At 60.7% G+C, this 21,186-nt stretch carries 25 protein-coding genes and 1 pseudogene; 17 read left to right on the top strand and 9 right to left on the bottom strand.

What is annotated here, in order from left to right; all coding sequences use genetic code 11:
- Positions 1–8: 8 nt before the first annotated feature.
- The 4 genes from EIK79_RS02760 to EIK79_RS02745 form a co-directional block, all read right to left on the bottom strand.
- A complete protein-coding gene (locus EIK79_RS02760; protein WP_124953595.1) occupies positions 9–509 on the bottom strand; it encodes an HTH domain-containing protein in 501 nt (166 codons plus the stop codon).
- A 196-nt stretch (positions 510–705) separates the two neighbouring features.
- Entirely contained in the window at positions 706–1,755 is a 1,050-nt protein-coding gene (locus tag EIK79_RS02755; RefSeq protein WP_124953594.1) for a dipeptide epimerase, read from the bottom strand.
- Positions 1,752–2,768, bottom strand: a complete 1,017-nt coding sequence (locus tag EIK79_RS02750; protein WP_124953593.1) for a DUF1611 domain-containing protein — start codon at positions 2,766–2,768, stop codon at positions 1,752–1,754. Before EIK79_RS02750 ends, EIK79_RS02755 begins: the two co-directional genes overlap by 4 nt.
- A gap of 59 nt (positions 2,769–2,827) precedes the next feature.
- Complete coding sequence (locus EIK79_RS02745) at positions 2,828–3,172, bottom strand: DUF5802 family protein (protein WP_124953718.1); 345 nt, start codon at positions 3,170–3,172, stop codon at positions 2,828–2,830.
- Between the two features lie 139 nt (positions 3,173–3,311).
- Between EIK79_RS02745 and EIK79_RS02740 the strand changes: the two genes are divergently transcribed.
- The 3 genes from EIK79_RS02740 (at position 3,312) to EIK79_RS02730 (ending at position 5,669) form a co-directional block, all read left to right on the top strand.
- Positions 3,312–3,974, top strand: a complete 663-nt coding sequence (locus EIK79_RS02740; protein ID WP_124953592.1) for a DUF1405 domain-containing protein — start codon at positions 3,312–3,314, stop codon at positions 3,972–3,974.
- A gap of 90 nt (positions 3,975–4,064) precedes the next feature.
- Positions 4,065–4,907, top strand: a complete 843-nt coding sequence (locus tag EIK79_RS02735) for a hypothetical protein (protein WP_124953591.1) — start codon at positions 4,065–4,067, stop codon at positions 4,905–4,907.
- 78 nt (positions 4,908–4,985) lie between these two features.
- Positions 4,986–5,669: an ArsR/SmtB family transcription factor gene (locus EIK79_RS02730; RefSeq protein ID WP_124953590.1), complete on the top strand. Its 684-nt coding sequence runs from the start codon at positions 4,986–4,988 to the stop codon at positions 5,667–5,669.
- A 6-nt stretch (positions 5,670–5,675) separates the two neighbouring features.
- Here EIK79_RS02730 and EIK79_RS02725 read toward each other — a convergent pair whose 3' ends face one another.
- Together EIK79_RS02725 and EIK79_RS02720 are read right to left on the bottom strand one after the other, a co-directional pair.
- Complete coding sequence (locus tag EIK79_RS02725) at positions 5,676–6,131, bottom strand: hypothetical protein (protein ID WP_124953589.1); 456 nt, start codon at positions 6,129–6,131, stop codon at positions 5,676–5,678.
- 158 nt (positions 6,132–6,289) lie between these two features.
- Positions 6,290–6,937, bottom strand: a complete 648-nt coding sequence (locus tag EIK79_RS02720; protein WP_221621660.1) for a hypothetical protein — start codon at positions 6,935–6,937, stop codon at positions 6,290–6,292.
- Positions 6,938–7,256: 319 nt separating this feature from the next.
- Here EIK79_RS02720 and gatD point away from each other — a divergent pair, with 319 nt between their 5' ends.
- The 3 genes from gatD to EIK79_RS02705 are packed head-to-tail and all read left to right on the top strand — an operon-like array spanning position 7,257 to position 9,841.
- The gene (gene gatD / locus EIK79_RS02715; protein WP_124953587.1) at positions 7,257–8,498 is read left to right on the top strand and encodes a Glu-tRNA(Gln) amidotransferase subunit GatD; all 1,242 of its coding nucleotides are present in this window, start codon (positions 7,257–7,259) and stop codon (positions 8,496–8,498) included.
- Positions 8,489–9,406, top strand: a complete 918-nt coding sequence (locus EIK79_RS02710; protein WP_124953586.1) for a GNAT family N-acetyltransferase — start codon at positions 8,489–8,491, stop codon at positions 9,404–9,406. The genes gatD and EIK79_RS02710 overlap by 10 nt, the downstream gene beginning before the upstream one ends.
- Positions 9,407–9,457: 51 nt before the next feature.
- A complete protein-coding gene (locus EIK79_RS02705; protein WP_124953585.1) occupies positions 9,458–9,841 on the top strand; it encodes a PaaI family thioesterase in 384 nt (127 codons plus the stop codon).
- A gap of 21 nt (positions 9,842–9,862) precedes the next feature.
- Here the strand turns inward: EIK79_RS02705 and EIK79_RS02700 are convergent, their stop codons facing one another.
- Both EIK79_RS02700 and EIK79_RS02695 read right to left on the bottom strand, forming a co-directional pair.
- On the bottom strand, positions 9,863–10,876 hold the full coding sequence (locus EIK79_RS02700; RefSeq protein ID WP_124953584.1) for an LLM class flavin-dependent oxidoreductase: 1,014 nt from the start codon (positions 10,874–10,876) through the stop codon (positions 9,863–9,865).
- A 106-nt stretch (positions 10,877–10,982) separates the two neighbouring features.
- Positions 10,983–11,798: a DUF7839 domain-containing protein gene (locus EIK79_RS02695; protein ID WP_124953583.1), complete on the bottom strand. Its 816-nt coding sequence runs from the start codon at positions 11,796–11,798 to the stop codon at positions 10,983–10,985.
- 147 nt (positions 11,799–11,945) lie between these two features.
- Here EIK79_RS02695 and cbiT point away from each other — a divergent pair, with 147 nt between their 5' ends.
- The 11 genes and pseudogenes from cbiT (at position 11,946) to EIK79_RS02640 (ending at position 20,653) form a co-directional block, all read left to right on the top strand.
- The gene (cbiT, locus tag EIK79_RS02690) at positions 11,946–12,512 is read left to right on the top strand and encodes a precorrin-6Y C5,15-methyltransferase (decarboxylating) subunit CbiT (protein WP_124953582.1); all 567 of its coding nucleotides are present in this window, start codon (positions 11,946–11,948) and stop codon (positions 12,510–12,512) included.
- Positions 12,509–13,237: a cobalt-factor II C(20)-methyltransferase gene (locus EIK79_RS02685; protein WP_124953581.1), complete on the top strand. Its 729-nt coding sequence runs from the start codon at positions 12,509–12,511 to the stop codon at positions 13,235–13,237. Before cbiT ends, EIK79_RS02685 begins: the two co-directional genes overlap by 4 nt.
- Positions 13,230–14,087 (top strand): cobalt-precorrin-4/precorrin-4 C(11)-methyltransferase, encoded by an 858-nt coding sequence (locus EIK79_RS02680; RefSeq protein ID WP_124953580.1) that lies wholly within the window; start codon positions 13,230–13,232, stop codon positions 14,085–14,087. The genes EIK79_RS02685 and EIK79_RS02680 overlap by 8 nt, the downstream gene beginning before the upstream one ends.
- A 30-nt stretch (positions 14,088–14,117) precedes the next feature.
- Positions 14,118–15,089 carry a cobalt-precorrin 5A hydrolase gene (gene cbiG / locus EIK79_RS02675; protein WP_124953579.1) on the top strand — a complete coding sequence of 324 codons (972 nt, stop codon included), beginning with the start codon at positions 14,118–14,120 and terminating at the stop codon, positions 15,087–15,089.
- Between the two features lie 6 nt (positions 15,090–15,095).
- A pseudogene (locus EIK79_RS02670) lies at positions 15,096–15,964 on the top strand (precorrin-3B C(17)-methyltransferase).
- Between the two features lie 5 nt (positions 15,965–15,969).
- On the top strand, positions 15,970–16,908 hold the full coding sequence (gene cobJ, locus EIK79_RS02665; RefSeq protein WP_124953578.1) for a precorrin-3B C(17)-methyltransferase: 939 nt from the start codon (positions 15,970–15,972) through the stop codon (positions 16,906–16,908).
- Positions 16,898–17,146, top strand: coding sequence for a ferredoxin (locus tag EIK79_RS02660; protein ID WP_124953577.1), 249 nt, complete (start codon positions 16,898–16,900; stop codon positions 17,144–17,146). Before cobJ ends, EIK79_RS02660 begins: the two co-directional genes overlap by 11 nt.
- A complete protein-coding gene (locus EIK79_RS02655) occupies positions 17,139–17,846 on the top strand; it encodes a cobalamin biosynthesis protein (protein ID WP_124953576.1) in 708 nt (235 codons plus the stop codon). The genes EIK79_RS02660 and EIK79_RS02655 overlap by 8 nt, the downstream gene beginning before the upstream one ends.
- Complete coding sequence (locus tag EIK79_RS02650; protein WP_124953575.1) at positions 17,846–19,075, top strand: CbiX/SirB N-terminal domain-containing protein; 1,230 nt, start codon at positions 17,846–17,848, stop codon at positions 19,073–19,075. Before EIK79_RS02655 ends, EIK79_RS02650 begins: the two co-directional genes overlap by 1 nt.
- Complete coding sequence (locus EIK79_RS02645) at positions 19,072–19,443, top strand: DUF3209 family protein (RefSeq protein ID WP_124953574.1); 372 nt, start codon at positions 19,072–19,074, stop codon at positions 19,441–19,443. Before EIK79_RS02650 ends, EIK79_RS02645 begins: the two co-directional genes overlap by 4 nt.
- Positions 19,436–20,653, top strand: coding sequence for an outer membrane protein assembly factor BamB family protein (locus EIK79_RS02640; protein WP_124953573.1), 1,218 nt, complete (start codon positions 19,436–19,438; stop codon positions 20,651–20,653). Before EIK79_RS02645 ends, EIK79_RS02640 begins: the two co-directional genes overlap by 8 nt.
- A gap of 23 nt (positions 20,654–20,676) precedes the next feature.
- Here the strand turns inward: EIK79_RS02640 and EIK79_RS02635 are convergent, their stop codons facing one another.
- The gene (locus EIK79_RS02635; protein WP_124953572.1) at positions 20,677–21,183 is read right to left on the bottom strand and encodes a hypothetical protein; all 507 of its coding nucleotides are present in this window, start codon (positions 21,181–21,183) and stop codon (positions 20,677–20,679) included.
- Between the last annotated feature and the right edge of the window lie 3 nt (positions 21,184–21,186).

The raw sequence follows: 21,186 nt of genomic DNA, 5'->3' as shown, positions 1-21,186 counted from the left end.
GGATGAATTCAGTCGTCGCTCGGAACGGCGGCTCGATCGCTCGGTTCGGACTCCTGTCGCTCATTGTTGAGCGCCCTGATCCGATCCATCGGCGTTGTGGGCGTCGCTTCCTCGGCGGTAGCGGAGGGAACGACCCATTCAACCTCACCGTCACGTCGACAAGCCAACGCCACGCTCGGCAACGAGATGAACTCGTGGGTCTCGCCGGTGATCGCTGAATGGATGGTTTCCCGGTCGAACCCTCCTTCGAGCGTCGCACCGCATTCGGTGGCCCACTGCTTGAATTCGGCAACCCGTTCCCGGATCGTTGCCCCAGCGTCCGTACGAGCGACTGCGGGATCAGTACTCACCCGTGAACCCCATACTGTGACCGTGTACTCCTCGACCTCTCCCTCTGTCGTGAACTCCTCAAGACGGTCAATCATCGTCTCCACTTGCACACCGGTCCCCGAGGAAAGTGACCGAACGTACAATTCCATCCGTTTGGACGAGCTGGCATTCTCGGACATCTTGTCTGTACACCACGGCGTAAACGACCAAAAACGTTCGCTACGTTTCCTATAGTGACAATCCCTCCCGCAATACATTACAAATGTACATATTTACAGGAACGGAATGGCTGATACGTATCGGTCGTGGCTATGGTCACCAAACGTGACGGAACACAGGGAAATCAGTGGTTAGGCGGATCGTTCACACTCGATTTCATATCGGCTCCACGCCAGTTCCGGGTCGGTTGACCGTCGACAGATCGATGGTTCCCGCCGACAGATCGATCCCGCTGTAGCGATCCTCCGCCAAGAGGAGCGCCCCGTCGAGGTCAGCATAATCGACCAGCGGGGTGAGGTGGCACGCGCCAGCGATGGCAGCGTTCGTCTCGACCATACAGCCGAGCATGATTTCGAGATCGTGCGCGCGGGCGGCGTGGATCAACTTGCGTGCTTGGCGTGGACCACCGCATTTCATGAGCTTGACCACGACGATGTCGGAGCGGTCGGCCACGTTCGGCACGTCAGCCGGAGTGACACACGATTCGTCGACAGCGATCGGGAGGCGAGCATGTTCATAGACGAACCGGAGTCCATCCCTATCAGTGGCAGCAACCGGTTGTTCGAGGAATTCGATGTTGTGGTGGGCGAGTGTTTTACTCATTTCGACCGCTTCTCGGGGTGTCCACGCCTCGTTGGCGTCAACGCGGATCCGTGCCTCGGGCGCGGCATTCCGGACAGCCTCGATGATTTCGGGATCATGGTCGGTTCCCAGTTTCGTTTTCAGCACCGTGTAGCCCGCATCGACGGCCTCGCGGGCATTGTCAGCCATCGTCTGCGGATCGTCGAGACCGACAGTGAACGAGGAGGTGATCGATCGAGAAGGATCGAGACCGAAAAGCCGGTACAATGGGAGATCGAGCCGTTTCCCAACGAGATCATGAACCGCGATGGAAACCGCAGCCTTCGCTGCGGCATTGCCCCGAACGTGATCGTTCATCGCGCGTGTGATCGCGGCCCGGTTCAACGGGTCCCCAACCGTTTCGAGGGCGTCGAACAGCCTTGGCAAAACGGATTCGACCGTCGCTGGAGTTTCGCCGTAGTAGGGGTCCGGCGCTGCCGCGCCGACACCTGTTCGTTCCCCGTCGTCGATCCGAACGATGACGTTCTCGGTCGTTTCAGTCGTTCCTCGGGAGATGGTAAATGGCCGATCGAGGGGTAACGAAACGCGTTCGAAGGAGGCTTCGAGATCGACGTTCTGCGTCATGGGTGTTCCTCAATAGCGGTTACGATCTCCTCGACGCCGCACCGGATTGGATCGGTCGCAGGCGCGCCAATGGCGTTTTCGTAGGTTTCGAGGGCGTCCCGTGCGTCCGCCGCGTCGAGTGCTGCCGTGTTGAGCGCGCCACCGACGACCGAACACGGCGTGAACGCTCCTGCGAGCGATTCGTACAACTCGACGACTTCCGGAACGGACGGAAGCGAGAACGATTCATATCCATGGATGACATCTCGACCAGCCTCGTGACAGAGAACGAGTGCATCCGCCATCGTGCCGTGGAGGATGCTGCTCGTCACTCCCGAATACGCGGGATGAACGATCGATCCCTGTCCCTCAACAAAGAGGTAGTCGTGGTGTGCCCGGTCGAGGAGCATCCGCTCCAGTGCCCCTGCCGCGAAATCACTCACGACGCGGTCGATGACGATGCCATCGCCGTCGAGCATCACGCCTGTCTGGCCGGTCGGCACCATTCCCGCGTCGAGTCCCCGGTCGCGGGCAGCCTCGACCAACTCCATCGTCGTGGTCATTTTCCCGACCGAACAGTCCGTTCCGACCGTGAGCACTACCGTCGCGTCGATGTCACGCGCCGAACCATCGCTCACTGTGAGTTCCTCTGGTGGGCGACGAACGTCCCAGATCCGACAGTCGTGTGTTGCCGCGAGTTGCGCGAACTCCTCATCGGTCCCGAGATACTGATGCAAGCCGGACCATACGTCACTCCCGCGCGCGAGCGCTCCGGCGATATCCGAGCGCCACGTTTCGTCGAACGTCCCACCGATCGGTGCGATCCCAACAACGAGGACATCAGCCTCCGGAACCGCTTCGATGGTGTCGACGATGGGTGCGTCCTGTACGTCTGTCAGGTGGTCGCTTACCCGGCTCCCGGCCGTCGCACGATCGATGACAGCTACGATATCGTGGTCGCCGTACCGCAACAGTCCCTGGGCGGTTTTGGCCCTCGATGGAAATCGATCGTGAGCGAGTAACGCGAGTCGCATACGTTCTCCTTGCGGTGAACGTAGTTAACTGGCCCGACGTCCGATGATCGGTCGAGCCGTCAGATTCCGGCCGCAATTCCCATCTCGACGAGCTGTGTAGCGCGGTCGGCTTTCGCCAAGAAGACCTCCCGAAGCGTTGGTGGCTCGTCCAATCGCTCGGGAAGCATCGACTCAGGAACAGCCAACGTCTGGCCCGGAATGCCGGTGTCCCCGTGAACCGCGAGATGGCGATTTCCGAGCTTCATTACTAGTGGATTGTCGAGGCGCTCAATCCCCCGACCGGTAGCGTACAGTTGCTCGTTGACCGCCTCGTGTTGTTCGTCGTGCATCACCGGCCGGTCGCCTGCGTATGGCTCTACGTACAACCGGCCGAGATAGTACGCCCGTGAGAACGGTTCGAACATTCTTCCCACAGTTATTTGTTAGCCATTCACATGAATAAGGGTTTGGCAGTGGATTTATATTGACGTGCAATCAGTTCTGATAAAATCGACATGTGGTGAAGTCGACACCGCTTTATTCTGGGAGTGAAGGAAGTCGGTCATGATCCCAAAGCGGTGGGCACAGTATTATCTGGGTAACGGTCCGAGCCTCGTCTGGTTGTTGCTGGCAAACGTGGTGGGTGTGCTTGTCGGTGTTCGGTACTACGTGGAGACGATGCCCGCCGTCTCGACGTTCGCGTGGCCGTTGTACGCGGATTCACCGACTGCCGTGTTGCTCGCAGCACTGTCGATAACGACGCTGTTACCGAATCTCGGCCGTCGAATCGATGACGCACCGATGAACCGTCCGCTCGCGTATCTCCACACGCTGGCGTTCGTGTGGCTTGTAAAGTACGGTCTCTGGACGGTGCTCGTGCTCAATCTCGAATTCTCCTCATACTACCCCGATCTGTGGGCGTATTTTGGCATTATCATCACCCACCTGTTGTTCGTTGTGGAAGCACTTCTCATTCCGCAGTACGGAGAAACGACGCGGGGGGCACTCGTGGTTTCCTTTGTTGCGCTGTTGTGCAACGATTTCGTCGATTATTGGCTTGCCGACGTTGGTGTGTGCGCACTCGGCCAGCCACTCAGCCGGTGTGATCTGTATCCGCCGCTGCGCGCCGAGCCCGGCGTGGTTATTCCACTCCTAACTGTTGTGCTCTCGGTCTGTTCGGTCGTCGTTGCGTCCCGATTGTTCGAACGGTTTGAACCCGGAGAATAGTTTCTACCGCGGCTACCACGGATCGTTTAGGCCATAAACAGTCCGAACGGACAGCTGTCCTTTTATGTATGGGCGAAGTGGAACAGCTAAATGGATCGTCACCTCACACTCGTGCTCTTAACTGCCGTAATGCTTGCTGTCGGTGTGATGCCAGGGACGGCCACAAACGGCAGCGCACAGATGGAGGACGGCGACCCGATGGGTCACTCGGTGTCGTCATTCATGCAGGTCAGCGCTGTGGAAGCTGATAGCACAGTTGACCGAGAGATGTGGAGAGCGTCGTTCGAAAACGCCGAAAACGAGTCTGTGAAAGCAGAGCTGATCGAACAGCGCTCGGAACAACTCTCAAGAGATCTGTCGGCGGTTCACGCCCAACAGGAACAGATCAAAAACGGGACCCTCTCGCAGGCGTACACTGATGCCCTCACCGCTCACGTTACTGAGCTTCGACAGTCCGTCCAGAACACCAGTCAAACCGCGAATAAATCGAACGTTAGCTCGGAGTCGCTCTCAGGGCTTCGGGAAGAGGCGTGCAGCGTGCCCGTCTCCAACGGCTCTGAAATCGTAGTCGTCTCGAACAGCACGGAACTTCGTTGTCCACCCCAGTCACCGGGAGGTACTCCCGCTAATGACACGACAGAAACGCCTCCCGCGACCGACAATGGATCGGCCAACAATACAACAGAAACGCCACAGGGACCCGGAAACAACACGACGGAAACGCCACAGACCCCCGGAAACAACACGACGGAAACGCCACAGACCCCCGGCGACAACACGACAGAAACGCCACGGACCCCCGGCGACAACACAACGAAAACGCCACAGGAGAACACCACTATGAAAACCGAGACGACGAACGATCCGACCACAATACTCGAATTCCCGTTTCGGAGCGATCGGTCGGCAGCGTACGCCGCTCGGGTTGATTGATCGTCTTCGGAGGGCGATCGCTCCGAGAGATCTGAGGAGAGCGTTACGGTTTTGAGGTTGAACCACTTACCTCAGGTAATGGATTCCGCCGCGCTACTCGATCTATTAGGGAACGAGAACCGTCGGCGCATCCTCCGTCTGTTAGCACGAAAGCCGTGCTACGTCACTGAAATCAGCGAATATCTCGGTGTCAGTCCGAAAGCAGTCATCGATCACCTCCGCAAACTGGAGAAGGCAGGATTGGTCGAATCTCGTGTTGACGATCAGCGTCGAAAGTATTTCTCGATCGCCCGAAATCTCCGCCTAGAGGTGAATGTCTCTCCGTACGGGTTCGGTGCGAAAAGCGCGTATTCAGCGAGTCGTGGGTTAGATATGACTCGCTGCCGGTATCTCACTATCGATATCACCACGCCGGAACAGGTGGGAGAACTGACCGAGCTCACGCGCGAGTTGCAACGGTTAGAGAAACTTTCGAGCGAGTTATCGATGGCCCAACGGTGGGTTCACGGTCGGCTGACGGAGGTAATGGACGGTATTTCGCGCCAGATTCACGAGGATTCCGCGCTTGGAACGAGCGATGGCGACGACGCTCGTTTTTATGCTGAAGTGTTGTCCGCGCTTGCGAACGGTTCGGAGCGGGTCGATCAGATCGGTCGCTCAGTCGATGCGTCTCCGGATCTCGTTGAGAACGCGCTTCACTCACTCGCTCGTCACGGCGTCGTCGAACAGAATGATGGAGAATGGACACTCACTGCGGACTGAGGGCGCTCACTCGATGTCTCGGGTTACGCCATCACGGAGGTCCCGTCCGAAGTAGTAACCGAGCACTGCCACCACCATGCCGACGCCGAAGCCGACGGTGGCGAATTCCATCACATTGGAGCCGACGAGGGCGATCGTCATGTACTGAGTGAGGAGACTCACGGCGACGGCCGTCGCGCCGGCAACACCGGTTTCGAGGTAGTGGCGTTCGCTTCTAAACCCGCCAAGCGCGAACGCGGCACCGAACAGACCGACGAGACCGATCCCCGGAAGGGCCGAGATGATTGGGAGCAGCGAAGGAGTGAACAACCCAACCGACAGCGCCACGAGCGCGAGCAGGAAATACCGCGGGGAGAACACGCCAGTGAACTTTGAGACGAGACGATCGCGCCGAGAGGTGGGCTGTGAGTCAGAGCGGGAAGCGGTTTCCTCCCGCTCGCGGAGGAGTTCGTCAGTACTCATACATACATGTAGGGAACCATGCCATATCGGTTTTGGGACCCACCTTTTTTGCGCTCGGGTGGCCTTCGGCCACCCTCACCACGCGAGACGGTCGCTCACTTCGTTCGCGCTGCGACTCGCTGTCGCCAGAAGCAGAAGGCTTCTGGCTGCTTGAGGCGCTACGCGCCTCTCTGGTTCCCACTCGCTACCGCTCGCGGGAACGCAAAAAATCTGGACCAAAAAAGCCGCTCGCTTCGCTCGCGGTGAGTGACCTGCCCGCTCCGCTTCCGCGACCGCCTCCGCTCCGCGGCTGCCTCTGCCTCCGCCGCCTTTGTGTTCTCAGTCATCGGCGTGGACGGCTGGAGCCTCGCTAACGACACGTGTGACCTGCGCAGTTGGGGCGCTCTTCGCATCGGGCTATTCGTGATACCGAACGCGCCTACCGTTCTCGCACCGCCCGGCGACGACCAACCCCTTTGCCGCGTCGTAGCGCGCGATGTCGCAATGCCGGACAGATTGTCGTAGTTCACTTGTGATCGACCAGGCCCAGCGGTTGCTAAGATCTCCTCGATCTGGGTCGCATGTGAACAGCCCGTATTCCGACAGGGCTTGCACCACAAGAATCGGAGATTCTGGCGCCACCACGTTGCTGCGCCCACGTCCATCACGTGGTACAGTTCGGCTTCGAAGATCCGCTCTCGATCTTCGACGGTCGAGACGTTCACTGATTCGTCCAGCAAGACCCAGAACTGAAACACGGGCAGCGTCGTCTCGTTCTTCTCGCGAGCACAGCGAGTGAGAGCCTGCAAGAGTGCTACAAAAGACACTCCGCGTCTTTCGAACCACTTCGCTCTTGCAATGCAGATTTTTGCGCGAGTGGTATGCGGAGGCGGTGCGGACAAGATGCAGCACCGCGAGCGAAGCGAGCGGCTTTTTTGGTCCGGATTTTTTGCGTTCCCGCGAGTGGTAGCGAGTGGGAACCAGAGAGGCGCGTAGCGCCTCAAGCAGCCAGAAGCCTTCTGCTTCTGGCGACAGCGAGTCGCAGCGCGAACGAAGTGAGCGACCGTCTCGCGTGGTGAGGGTGGCCGAAGGCCACCCGAGCGCAAAAAAGGTGGGGTTGAAGTACGCGGTGTTGGTAGACCCGACATGGACACTGGGGACCGCATTCGCGTCGAGCGCGGTGATGTGGCGTATGAAGGCGTGTATCTGCCTTCATCGACCGAGGAGACAGTCGTCGTGAAACTTGATGGGGGATACAACGTCGGTATCGACCGCGAGGAGAGTCGTATCGAACTGCTCGAACCGGACGTGTACGACATCGAGACCACAACGAGCAGCGAAGAATCTGCCGTGGAGACCGATCCCGATCTCCCGACAATCTCGTTGATCTCGACAGGGGGGACGATCGCTTCTACGGTGGACTACCGAACCGGTGCGGTCACGTCCCAGTTCGATGCTGAGGACGTGTTACGCGCAGTGCCGGATCTCGCCGGCCGGGCAAACTACCGCGGACGGGTGGTCACGAACATCCTGAGCGAGAACATGACGCCCGAGGTGTGGCAGGATCTCGCGTGGGCGGTGTATGAGGAGATCGACGCCGGGGCGGACGGCGTGGTCGTCATGCACGGTACGGATACGATGCAGTATACGGCGTCCGCGCTTTCGTTCATGCTCGACACCCCCGTTCCGATCGTCTTCACCGGGAGCCAGCGCTCGGCCGATCGACCGTCGAGCGACAACGTGATGAACGCCGTCTGTGCGGTCGAAGCGGCCAAATCCGACTGCGCAGAGGTGCTCGTATGTATGCACGAAACCGAAAACGACACGACGTGTGCGCTCCACCGAGGGACCCGCGTTCGGAAGAACCATACGTCACGGCGGGACGCTTTCGAGACGATCGGCAACGAACCGCTGGGATCGATCGATTACGACACGGAGGCAGTGTCGTTCCGACGGGCGTACGAGCCGCGAGGCGACACTACACTGGACATCGCGCCTGCCCTCGAAACCGATGTCGAACTCCTCAAGGTGACGCCTGGCATGGACGAGGCGTTTCTGGATGTCTGTGCGGGGAAAGCTGGCGTCGTCATCGAGGGGACCGGACTCGGCCACGTTCGTACGGACCTCATCGATCGCATCGAGACGATGATCGAGGACGGAACGACAGTCGTGATGACCAGCCAGTGTCTGGACGGACGGATCTGCGATCGCGTGTACGATACGGGGCGTGATCTGCTCAACGCGGGCGTAATCGAAGGGGAGAACATCCTCCCCGGAACAGCGATGGTGAAACTGATGTGGACGCTGGCGAACCGATCGACGGTCTCTGAAGCGATGCAAACCCCGATTGCGGGCGAGGTGACCGAACGCTCGGTGCCATGGACGTGACCCAGATCGCTATCCGACCGGCCCGCCCTGACGACTATGAGGCGGTTGCGGCGTTCACGCGAAACACGTGGCCCGACCGGGAGGGAACGGATTATCTCCCGCAGGTCTATCACGACTGGATTGAGGGTGGCGGGGACCGCAAACGGACGCTTGTCGCTGACGCTGGCGATGAAATCGCCGGCATCTGTCAAGTTGTCATGCTGTCGTCTCACGAAGCGTGGGCACAAGGCATGCGCGTCAACCCTACATACCGGGGCGAAGGAATCAGCACCGACCTCAACGCCGCGCTGTTCGAGTGGGCACGCGATCGCGGAGCAACTGTCTGTCGAAACATGGTGTTTTCGTGGAACGTCGCCGGGTTGGGTGGTTCACGGGCCGTGGGGTTCGAACCTGTCACCGAGTTCCGGTGGGCACAGCCGGATCCGGCGTCCGACCTCGGGGAGTCGGAACTTGCCGTTTCGCACGATCCCACGATAGCGTGGCGCTACTGGGTCGACAGCACGGCCCGCGAACAGTTAGCCGGAGTAACGCTCGACCGCGTCGAATCGTGGGCGCTCTCAGAACTCACGCTGTCGGACCTCGAACAGGCGGCCGAAGAAACCGCCGTCGTTGCGGTGCTCAGTGACGGTGTCTGTGCCATGACGTTCCGGACCGACGTTCGGACTACCGAAACCGACGCAGGACAGACCGAAACCGTCGCTGAATACGGCGTCGGTGCATGGGACGACATCAACGCCGCACAGGCGTTGTTCCGCGCTATCAAAGCCGACGCCGCTGATGTCGGAGCGGATCGAACACGGGTACTCGTTCCGGAAACGCCCCGACACGTCTCCGACGTCGCGTGGCTTCGGGCTGGCGTCAGCGACCATCCCGATTTCGTTCTCGCTGCCGATCTGACCGACCGGTGAGAATCGGAGCCGTCACCCGGTTTTATTGTATCAGTCATCGAACCGGTGGGTATGGACATCGAATCGTTTTTCGAGGAGATGCCGTTTGCAGACCTCCTTGGCGTTGAGGTGACCGAGGCTGCTGATGGGCACGCCGAAGGATGGATCGAGATGCGCGACGAACTCTCATGGAACGCCGACCGAATCATGGCTCACGGCGGCGTGACGTTCACGCTTGCCGACACAGTCGGCGGGGCGGCACTCGTCTCGCGCATCGATCAGCCCGTGCCGACAATCGACATGCGGATCGACTATCTGAACGCCGGGACCGGCGACTTGTACGCACAAGCCGATGTCGTCCGGTGTGGCAGCGATGTCGGCGTGGTAGACGTAGACGTGTTCGCCGCCGACGATACCCACCTCGCAGACGCGCGCGGCGTGTACAAGACAGGGTGACCCGGCGTCGATTCCAGTCGATCACCGGAGCTGTGGAACGACGTACTGACCGAGGCGTTCGATACACGCGCACATGGCGTCGGTCCCGATCCCTGGGTGGTACGTGCGGAGAATGAAATGAACATCGTCACCGAGTGCCGCCCGATACCGTTCGAGTTCCTCGGTGACCTGCTCGGGCGTGCCGTAGATGGCTCGGTCTTTCAGTTCGGACCGGCGTTCGGCCGGAAGCTGCGACACGGAGTCACCCGAGAAGATCTCAGCATACCGGCGATGGAGGTAGAGATAGCCGTCTCTCATCCGCTCCCACGCCGCCGCTTTGTCGTCGGTCGGATCACCGACGAACCCGTGTTGGAGCACGTAGATGGTGAACTCGCCGTCGATGTTTTCATTCTCACGGACAGCTCGGATGTCCTCGACCCGCGTTCGTAGCTGTTCGAGTGAGAGCGCCGAGGGCGCACACCACGCGTCACCGATCCGGGCCGCCCTGCGGACGGCGGGTTTCGATCCCCCACCCAGCATGATCGGGATCTCTCCATCCGGTTTTGGCGTGACGGTCACGCCGGGCGCGGCGTCGTGAAATCCTGACTCGTAGCTGATCGAACCGTCGGACCACGCCGAGCGCAGCAACTGCGTTGCGTCGGTCAGCCGGTCGACGCGTTCGTCTGTGGGCACGCCGAACGCCTCGAATTCCCGAGGATTCGAACCGATCGCTACCCCGAGCGTGAGTCGACCATCGGCAAGCAGATCGACCGTGGCGGCATCTTCAGCGAGCCGAACAGGATCGTACAACGGCGCGAGCGCGACACACGAGCCGATTTCGATGGTCTCCGTGACCGCGGCCAGCGCCCCGAGCGCGGGCATTGTCGCTGAAAGATAGCCGTCGGATTCAAAGTGGTGTTCGGATACCCACGCACTCGCAAGATCAGCATCATCGATTGTCCGACCCAGTTCCAGCATCTCCTCGTATATCTCGCTCATCGATCGATCGTCGTCAGGTCGGCGTTGACAGGTGAACAGTCCAGTTCCGATCTCCATACCACTCATCTGACACCGAGACGAATCAAACCAGGGGGCGTGACAGTACTTTTGAAACTACGGCATTTCAATTTATAAATATAAGTAATGGAAATAAAATAGTAGCTCACTCGTCGGTCGCGTCGACGACTTCATAACCGATGTTGCCTTCCCGGAGCCGATCGGTGTGTGTCGACAGTTCGTCGGTCGTGGCCACCAACAGCACGGACTGGCCTTTCGTTGCTGCCTCTTCGACGGCAGCTTCAGTTCCGAACCGGATATCGGGATCGACACCGAGGTGACGCACCGCGGCGAGTGCTTCAGTACCTGCAACGGCGACGAGATCGTGATCGTCTCTGACCGACTGGATCGCGTCCGGATCAACCGCCGTGCTCCCACCGTTTTGCACCGTCGGCACCGCTACGATCGTCACCGTTCCGAGATCGTAATCGAGGACGCCCTCGAAGTTAGTGACACCAACGTCCTGTTCCGGGTCGGCGTCCGTTACTGCAACCGCAGTTGCGCCGCCAATATCCCCCGACATCGCCCGCAGCACGCCGTCCTGCATCGTGAGCGTCACGGTCTCACCCTCGCTGATCTCCGTCCTCGCAAGCGCAGTTTCGATGTCGACCTGTCCGATAACGTCCTCCGAGACGTGCTGGACGAATCCGCGTAGCTCGTCGGTCTGCGTGATGAGCCAGTCGACACCTTCTTTGGTGATTTCGTACCGACCACGCCCCTGTTTGTCGACGTAGTCCTGTTCGATGAGATCCCGGAGATAATCGCTCACTGCCTGCGCCGTAATCCCGATCGCGTCCGCAATCTCCTGTTGACTCACTGCCGGCTGGTGCTCTGCGACCTGTACTAGGATCTGATATCGGGTGGCGTTCCGTTTGCTTCGGAGCACACCGGAGTCATCCGTCCCCACAACGTCCTTCGGCATTAGTGGCTCTCAACACCGACAACTCAAGTATTTTTGCTTTAGACCTGGTGAATTTGTTCTCAACTGCTGATTCTGGCCCTTGAGCCAAATTCACTTGTTCTATAACAACCAAAATTGTTTTACGTACTACGTGAGTTGTAGAGACTGATGTCGCGCGTATCGCTCCCATACGACGCAAAGGCAGGGCCGACCAAGGCGGAGGTTCGGGCTGTGCTGTTACACAAACTCGATCTCACGGCGGCCGACCATGTTGTCGAAGTCGGTTCGTGTACTGGTGCCGTTACCATCGAAGCAGCACGTCGTGCTGACCGGGTTACCGCGCTCGAACGCAAGCCCGACCGGATAGCGGTGACGCGGAAGAACCTGGCCGCAAACGACGTGAGTGGTGATGTCACACTTCGAGAAGCACACGCACCGGCAGGATTGCCGGAAGACGGTGACGCGTTGTTCATCGGCGGCAGCCGCAACTACGAGGCGGTGCTCGATCACGCGGTCGAAACGGGAATCGACCGGATCATAATGAACGTCTCCCGTCTTGAAGTCGCGGGTGAGGCTGTTCAAGCGTTCCGCGAGCGGGGAGTACTTGAGGAGGTCATCCAGATTCAGGTGAGCCACGGCTACGAGCTGGCCGGCGCGACGAGTTTCGACTCAGACAATCCGGTGTACATGGTGGTTGGCGAGACCGACGAATCGGACGCCAGAGGTGGCAGATGACGCTGTACGGCGTCGGATTGGGTCCGGGCCGTGCGGATCTCGTGACTGTACGCGGTAAGCAGATACTCCAACGAGCCGACGTGGTGTACACGCCCGGTCGGCTTTCCCGATCGGTCGCCGCCGAACACGTGCCTGACGCGCGGATTTCGGGCCTTTCATTCCCGATGACCCGCGACGAGGACGAACTCCGAACGGCGTGGAAGAAAGCCGCTGCAGAGATCGCCCCGCGTGCACGCGAGGACTCTGTGGCGTTCGTGACGCTTGGTGATCCCAACGTGTATTCGACGTTCGGCCATCTCCGGCGGACGCTTGACGCGTTTCATTCGGTCGAGATCGAGATCGTCCCCGGTGTGAGCGCCGTCACGGCGTTTACGACAGCACTCGGGATCGAGATCACAGCTGGTTCGAGCCTCGCGTTGCGGGAGGCCGCTGGTGGTGTTGCTCCGAGTGGTCCCGACCGGATGGTTCTGTTCAAAGTCACCGACGCACCGTCGACTCACGAAGGACTCATCGAGAGCGGCTACGACGTGGTGTACGGCCGCCGGCTGTTCATGGAATCGGGGGATACCGTCGTCACTGACGATCCCCACGCCGTCGATGGTCGGGATTACTACACGCTCGCGTACGCCGAAAAACGCGGAATTGACGATGAATCACCAACTGCGGCGTTCGAGGGAGCTGACACGCACGGCACTGATCTCGCGGAACGGAGTCACAATGAGTGATCCCCAAACGGCCATCGATGCGGCCACTGCGGCCGAGCGCGATCCTCGTATCCACGAACGGACCGCTGGCGAGCGTCAGGAGGGCATTCCGTTCGTCGGAGCCGGACCGGGTGATCCAGGACTGCTCACGGTCACGGGAAAAGAGCTGGTCGAAGCCGCCGATCTCGTGGTACACGCGGGATCGTTGGTCAACAGCGAACTCCTCGCTACCTACTGTGCAGACGCCGAGCAGGTATCGAGCATCGGGAAGGATTTGGAGGAGCTCGTGCCGCTGATGGCCGGGGCCTACGAGGCTGGCCGGTCGGTCGTTCGGCTTCACAGCGGTGATCCCGCCGTCTACGGGGCGGCGCTCGAACAGATGGACGCCCTCGAACACGACGGCGTTCCGACGTATCTTGTGCCAGGGGTGACAGCGGCGTTTGCTGCCAGTGCAAGCCTCCGAACCCAGCTCACGCTCAACGGCGTGGCGAATCACGTCGCGTTCACTCGGCCACAGGGAACAACGCTCGATCCGTCAGATGACCACATCGATGAGTTCGTTGGGATGGGTGATGTGACGACCTGCATCTATCTCGGGACACACGCGATCGCTGAGACGATGGACCGGCTTCTTGCGGGAGGGCATGATCCCGAAACGCCGGTTACGGTCGTCTATCACGCGTCTTGGCCTGATGAGGACATCATCGAGGGAACCATCGCTACCATCGGTAATCGGATCGAAGCGGCCGGGTACCGTGCCTCCGCGCTCGTCATCATCGGTGACGCAGCGCGAAAGGCGGGATACGAACGCTCGTATCTGTACGGCGAATGGGCGAACCGCACCGCTGCAGACGGAGAGAGTAATGACTGACACACAAATGAAAACGAGCGCTGTAGACACATGAGTACGAACAATACCACGGAATCGAACGGAGCGAGCCACTGCTCAACGCCGGATTCTGACGGCGAGGTGGCCGAGGAGATCGCCATCATCAGCTTCGAGCGCAAGCTCGACACCGCCCGCACGATCAAAGCGGAGATCGAAGACGCCTACGACCGAGTTGACGTTATCGAATACCACGGCGACGTGTTTGCCGACCAGTGGGAGGAGTACGACTGTTTCGTCGGGTTGATGGCGTCGGGCATCGCGGTGCGCAAAGCCGCGCCGCTGCTCGCGGACAAGTGGGACGATCCGGCTATCGTGGTCGTCGACGAACAACTCACGTGGGCGATCCCGCTCACGGGTGGCCACCACGGCGCGAATCAGGTCGTTACCGATCTCGCGCAGTTGGGTGCAGTGCCTGCGATGACGACCGCGAGCGAAGCCGCTGGCAAGCAAGGCGTCGAGAGCAAGGCCAAAGCCTTGGACGCGCACGTGGTCAACGGCGATTCGACGGTCGCAACGAATCTCGCCGTGCTCGACGACGAACTCGGACCAGTCGCCCGACTCGACGGTCCTCGTGCCGTCTTCGTTGACGACGACGTAACGGTTCTCAAGCCAAACAAGGATGGCGTCGTCCTCGGCACCGGCACCGTTTCGGGCGTCCGAACAGAGCAGGTGCTCACCGCATGGGAGACCGCGCTATCGGCGCTGGATCTGGGCTTCGATGATGTGACGTTCGTCGCCACCGGCACTCGGAAAAAAGACGAATCGGGGCTGTACGAAGCGGCCCAGAAGATCGATGTCGGGATCGTGCTCTTCGAGAAGGAGATGCTCGCAAGGTTCGAAGGGCCGAGTCCCTCCCGATCGAACGAACTCATCGGCTGGCCCGGTATCGCAGAGGCGTCGGCCATCGCTGGCGGACGCAACCACGAACTCCTTCAGGAGAAAGAACGCTACGACGACGCGGTGACAGTCGCGGTGGGGCGGTGAGACACCGTGACTGACGCTGAACCATCCGACGGCGAACGCGGCCGACTGTACGTCGTCGGGATCGGTCCCGGACTTCCCGACACGATGACCCAACGCGCTCAAGACGTGATTTCGAGCGTCGACTGCGTTATCGCGTCGAACCTTTATCAGGCGTTCCTCCGGGCAGACGGAACGCTTCCAGCCAACGAGACGGCGACCGGTTCGGACGAGGAGGCGGTCGTCGCTCGCTCCGACGGCACCCGCCAAACGATCATCCGTTCCTCGATGGGTCGGCAGGTCGAACTCGCTCGGGAGGCGTTCGAGCGGGTGCGTAACGGTCAAACCGTCGCTCACGTGTCGGGCGGCGATCCGAACGTGTACGGGAAAAGCGATCTTCTCTATCTGATGGCCGAAGCAGAGAACGCCTACGACGTTCCGATCACCGTGATTCCAGGCGTGACGGCCGCACTCGGTGGCGCGGCGAATCTCGGCGCGCCGCTCAGTAACGATTTCTGTACAGTTTCTCTGTCTGATAAATGGCGGGGATGGGAGGAGATCGAAGAAAAACTGCGCGCGGCGCGGTCAGTGGGTTCGTCATCGTGTTGTACAACTGCTGGCGCAACTATCAGCGCGCGGTCGGTCTCATCCAGGAGGAGCGCGCCGACCACGTTCCGGTTGGTATCTTCAACGACGCCGGGCGTGATGACGCCGGTCGAAATATCAACGGTGAGACCCACACCATTACGACGCTTGGAGCGGCGACCGACCACGACGAGGAGGTCGGAGGCATGGGCACGTCGATCCTCGTCGGTACGGACGAAACGATGGTTTGGGAGAACGATTACCGAACACACCTCTACACCCCGCGCGGCGGGCGTGATGTGGAGGATTTCTAATAATTATGAGTAGTGACAACACCAGCACGAGCACAGAGCAACGAACGTATGGCGGTTCGACATCGGAATCGGAGTCGGAGTCGGAGTCGAAATCAGGATCGGCGTGTGACGACTCGAAGCGGGAAGCCACCGATGAGCGGGTTGGAGCGTCTATCGAGGCATTCGACGCCGATCCCGGTCGGTTGCTCGCGGTGGGGATCGGTCCCGGTCAGCCAGAGGGAATGACCCAGCGCGCCCGTGCTAGCCTCTTGGAGGCAAAGCACATCGTCGGGTACACGACGTACATCGATCTCCTCCCCGAGGAGATCACGGAATCGGCCGAGGAGCTGTACGACACGCCGATGTGTGGGGAAGTCTCCCGCACTGAGGAGGCAGTCGATCGCGCGCTCGCGGGCAACAATGTCGCTATCGTTGGAAGCGGCGACCCGAACGTGTACGCGCTCGCAGGGCTGGCCTTAGAGATCCTCGAATCGAAAGGTGCGACCGCGAGTATGGTCGACTTCGAGGTCGTGCCGGGCGTACCCGCTGCCCAATCCTGTGGGGCACGCGTTGGTGCGCCGTTAGTGAACGACAGCGTCAGTATCTCGTTGTCGGATCACCTGACACCGATGGAGACGATCGAGTCACGGCTTCACGCCGTCGCAGCCGAAGGGTTCACCATCACCATCTACAACCCCTGGAGTCGCAAGCGTCGAGAGAATTTCAAGCGGTGCTGTGAGATTCTCACTGAACACCGCGATCCAGACACGCCCGTGGGAATCGTCCACGGCGCGGGCCGCGAGGACGAACGAACGGAGATCGTTGCGCTAGACGAACTTGAGGAGCTTGGCGAAACGGAACTCATCGACATGACGACGACCATCATCGTCGGCAACGAGGAGACGTACGTCTGGGATGACCGCATGGTGACGCCCCGAGGCTACGAATCCAAATATGAGTACTGAGTACCACATCCGGATTGATCGGACCGCCTGTGTGGGTGTCTTCGCGTGTCTCGTTCGTGATGACCGGTTCGAGGAAGCCCCAGACGGACTGGTGACGATCGAACGAGCTGACGGATCCGATGAACAAGCAGACGAGACGATCGCTCGATTCAGCGACGACCGTCTTGCGGATGCCCGCCTCGCAGCTCGCGCGTGTCCGGTTGACGCCATCGACGTGACGGTGATCGACGATGCGTGAGACGGGCGACGATCTCCTCGATCCAACGCCGGAGACGGCGTACTTCTGGGGTCGGGTCGCCGGCAACGGCACGGTCACGACTGATCGAGTGATTGTACGTGTCGGTGACAAGTCCGCACTCGACGCAGTGGCTGGGACCTCCGAAGCCGATGCCAATGGTGAGGACCCCAAGCACACGATTGCGGTCCACGAATCGGCCCACGACGCGACCGTCGTTCGCTATGAGGAGGTGTACGAACTCCGGATACCGGTGTCACCGTCGTTCGCCCAACGCGCCACTGACGCGGGCGTGGTGACCGGAGCCGACGTGCCCGAGAATCGTCGGTTTACGGGCTTCGATGACCACCGCCAGCAGCTGGTGCGGGGACTGCTCGAAGCCTGTGGCACCGTCTGTTTCCAGGAATCCTCGGCGTCGGTCGGAGTGTCGTTCGTTCACGAGGACAAGCAGCTACTCGAAGCGCTTCGGACGCTGCTCGGCAACGCGGCTCCCGAGATTCCCACCGAGGGGCTTTCAGAAAGCTCCTCGGGTGGCTACTGGTTCGGGCTTGCAGCCACCGCCGATCCCGCGGCGTTTGCGCGATGGGTGTACGCTGGAAGTGATGACTCGGGGCTGTACGCCGCCGATAGACGCCGGAAGCTCCGACGGAGCGTCGAACGCGCGACAGGTGGCGATGTCGGATCGCTTTCGTTCTCAGAATAATGACGGAGACCATCCTACCGACGACCGCGATCGAGGACGAAGCGGTGTTGCTGATCGGTCACGGATCGCGCCGAGAGCGATCGAACGAGCAGGTTCGCTCTCTCGCTGCGGGGTTAGAACAACGACTCGGAATTCCGGTCGACGCGGGGTTTCTCGAACTCGCAGCGCCCGCGATCTCTGAGGCGATCGCGGGATTAGCGTCTGCGGTGTCAACGATCACAGTGGTCCAACTCTCCCTGTTCGCAGCGAGCCACGTAAAAGCCGACGTGCCGCTGGCGATCGAACAGGTCCGCGCCGAGCGTTCCGACGTGACGATCCACGTCGGTAGCCACCTCGGCATCCATCCAGCGATCGTCGATCTGCTCGACGAGCGGGCCAGTGCTGTCGAGAGTACGCTCGGTGTCGACCGCGATACTGACACCGTCACGGTCGTGCTCTGTGCTCGCGGCTCCAGCGATCCCGACGCCAACGGCGACGCCAAGAAGCTGGCGCGCCTCCTGTATGAGGGGCGCGCGTTCGACCGGGTCGAAACCTGTTTCGTCGGTGTGACCGAGCCACAGCTCACTGACGCGCTGCATGCGACGGTGAAACACCGTCCGGACGCCGTCATCGTCCTTCCATACATGCTCGGTGATGGCGTCCTCACACAGCGCGTTCGGGATTGGACCGCCGATTTTGACGAAACGTATCCGTACGTCACCGTCGGCGCAGGCGATCCGTTGGGCACTGATTCTCGTCTGCTAGACGTGCTTGGTGATCGATGGCAGGAGGCGCGCACCGACAGCGTCCAGATGTCTTGTGATACGTGTAAGTACAAGGTCGAACTCGACGGCCATACCGAGGACATTGGTGGTGCAAGAGCGATGCTCCGGGCGCTCACTCATCAGGCTGAACACGCCGACCGCGACGACGTTGACGAGCAGCCACACGCCCACGACGCTCCAGAGAAACACGTCGCCGTCTGTACGAATCAGACGTGCGCCGCTGACGGTGCGCCTGCCGTCTTAGAGCGGCTACGCCAGCACGCCCGCGATTCAGAGGCGTGTGACGCGCGCATCACCCGTTCGTCGTGTCTCGGTCGGTGTGGGGACGGTCCGATGGTGGCCGTCTACCCCGACGGCGTCTGGTACGGTGATGTCGACGCAGCGGATGCAGAGCGTATCGTTTCGTCTCACCTCGATCGGGATCGCATCGTTTCGGAGCTTGTCGATCAAACACTGACATCATGAGCTGTTACGAACTCGAAGCGTTACGACTCGGATTGATGAACGTTCTCGGAACCGAAGACGAGAGCGCGCGCCAGCACGCTGAGCGGGAACTTGAGGGCCGCATGGACGGCCCTATCGGGGCGCTGGCTCGTGCCGAAACGCTCGCTGAGATCGAGCGACACCTCGATTCGGCACTCGTTGATCTCGAATCCGAGATCGCCGTCACCGACACCGACGATCCCGCCTACGGCTATCTCCGGGGACGGCTGGTCGCTGTTCGGGACGCAGAGCAAGCGGTCGCTCGCGTGACCAACCACGGAGAGAACGTGCTTGACGGACTGGACGACGCTCACGATCTACTCCACGAGGCGTTCCCGGTCGATGAGTGACGCGTGGCAGACCGTCGATATCGACAGCGATATCGACTCCGCGCGGTCGCGCCACACAGGACGGCGCTCGGCCGTCACCGTGACCGGAAATCACGTCGTGGTCGGAACTGCTGTTGGCACTGTCGTCGCCTACGACCGGTGGACGCTTGAGGAACGCTGGCGTGTCGAATCGGACGCCGAGGCGGCAGTCGTGTCGATCGCATCGTTCGCGGACAGCGTGGTCGTTGGTGAACGCAGTGCGACCGGTGCTATCCGTGCGCACGATCTCGATACAGGAACCGTCCGCTGGCAATACGCGGCAGCCACCGACGTGGGCGAGCCACGAAAGCGAACACGGTTTTTCCTCCCGTTCGTCGTGGATCTCGTCACCGATGATGTTCGTGTGTACGCCGCCGTCCGGCGGTATGAGCGCGATGATGAACGACGATCGTTTTCGAGCGCCGTCTACGCGTTCGACGCGGATGGTGCGATTGCGTGGATCCACGAAACGGACGCGTCGCCCATCAGTGTCGCTGTTCGAGACGATCGGGTCGCTGTGGCGTACAACCGGTGCCCCGGCGAGCACGATTCTGGGCTAGTCGTGCTCGACGCCGAAGACGGTATGATCCGGTACCGATGGGATCCGCCAGCAGACGGCCAGCGACGGGTAGGTGACGTGTCGCTACTCGATACCGGGGCAGTGGTCACGAGTCACGCCGACCACCGTGGCTATCGGATTGGTCCCGACGGCATGGAGTGGGGCGTGGCTCTCGCCATACCCACAGAGATCGACGGGGAGACGGTGTACGCGTACCCGAATCACGTTCACGCGACCCACGACGGGGCGGTGTTCGTCACCGGCAACACGTATCCCGAAGTGGGCCGAGAGACAACCGTGCTCCACCCCGAGGAACACACGGCCATTGGCGTCTCACCCGACGGGAGCCGCGAGTGGTCGGCGTCCGTCGGCGGCTTCGCGACTGAACTCGCCACTGCTGCCGACAGGGTGGCGGTGCCGAGCGCACAGCAGTTCCGGACGCGCGATCCCGGTGTCCACGGGCTGAGCGTGTTCAACGTGGCAACGGACACGATAACCAGCCATCAAACGACGGGCATCGCCACCGCTGTCGCGCTCAACAGCGAGACGATCGCTGCCGTCGAGGAACCCGTGGTGTATCACGAGGAGGATCAGCGGCGGGGCGCGTACCGACTGCTCGTCGGCTCGCTCTGAAGATGGCTCCCCCGTTCGATGCATCAGGATCGTTCGACCGCTGGTGGCTGGGACCGTTCGCTCGCGTCGTGAGCGAAATCCGCTGTGGCACAGTCCGGACAGTAGTGGTTCGTTCCGTCTGAACGAGTGTACACCGGAACGCCAGCGACGGCGAACTCCTCCCGATAGCGACGAATCACACCCCGCGTCATTTGTGTATCACACTCGATACACAGTTCCGATCGGCCTTCGTTCGGAGACAGAACGCGCCGATCGACGCTCTGTACCTCCCCGAACCGAGTGAGAGAATGACGACGGTTCAGCCGCCGACGGAATTGGGGATTCACAAACACGCCGAACGCGATGAAACACGCTGAGAGCAGAAACAAGACGGCAGCAATACTGATGCTACTCGGATTCTGGATCGCACCACCGACCGCCCCAACGCTTCCAGCGACACCCAACACCACCAGCATCCACCCAGCAACCCCGTACATCAGATCGGAGACGGTGTCCGCGAGCGCGATCACATCGGAGGACTTTTTTGACATTCT

It is taken from the genome of Halocatena pleomorpha (assembly GCF_003862495.1).
Classification (GTDB): Archaea; Halobacteriota; Halobacteria; order Halobacteriales; family Haloarculaceae; genus Halocatena; species Halocatena pleomorpha.
This window is presented reverse-complemented; position numbering and strand designations above follow the sequence as displayed.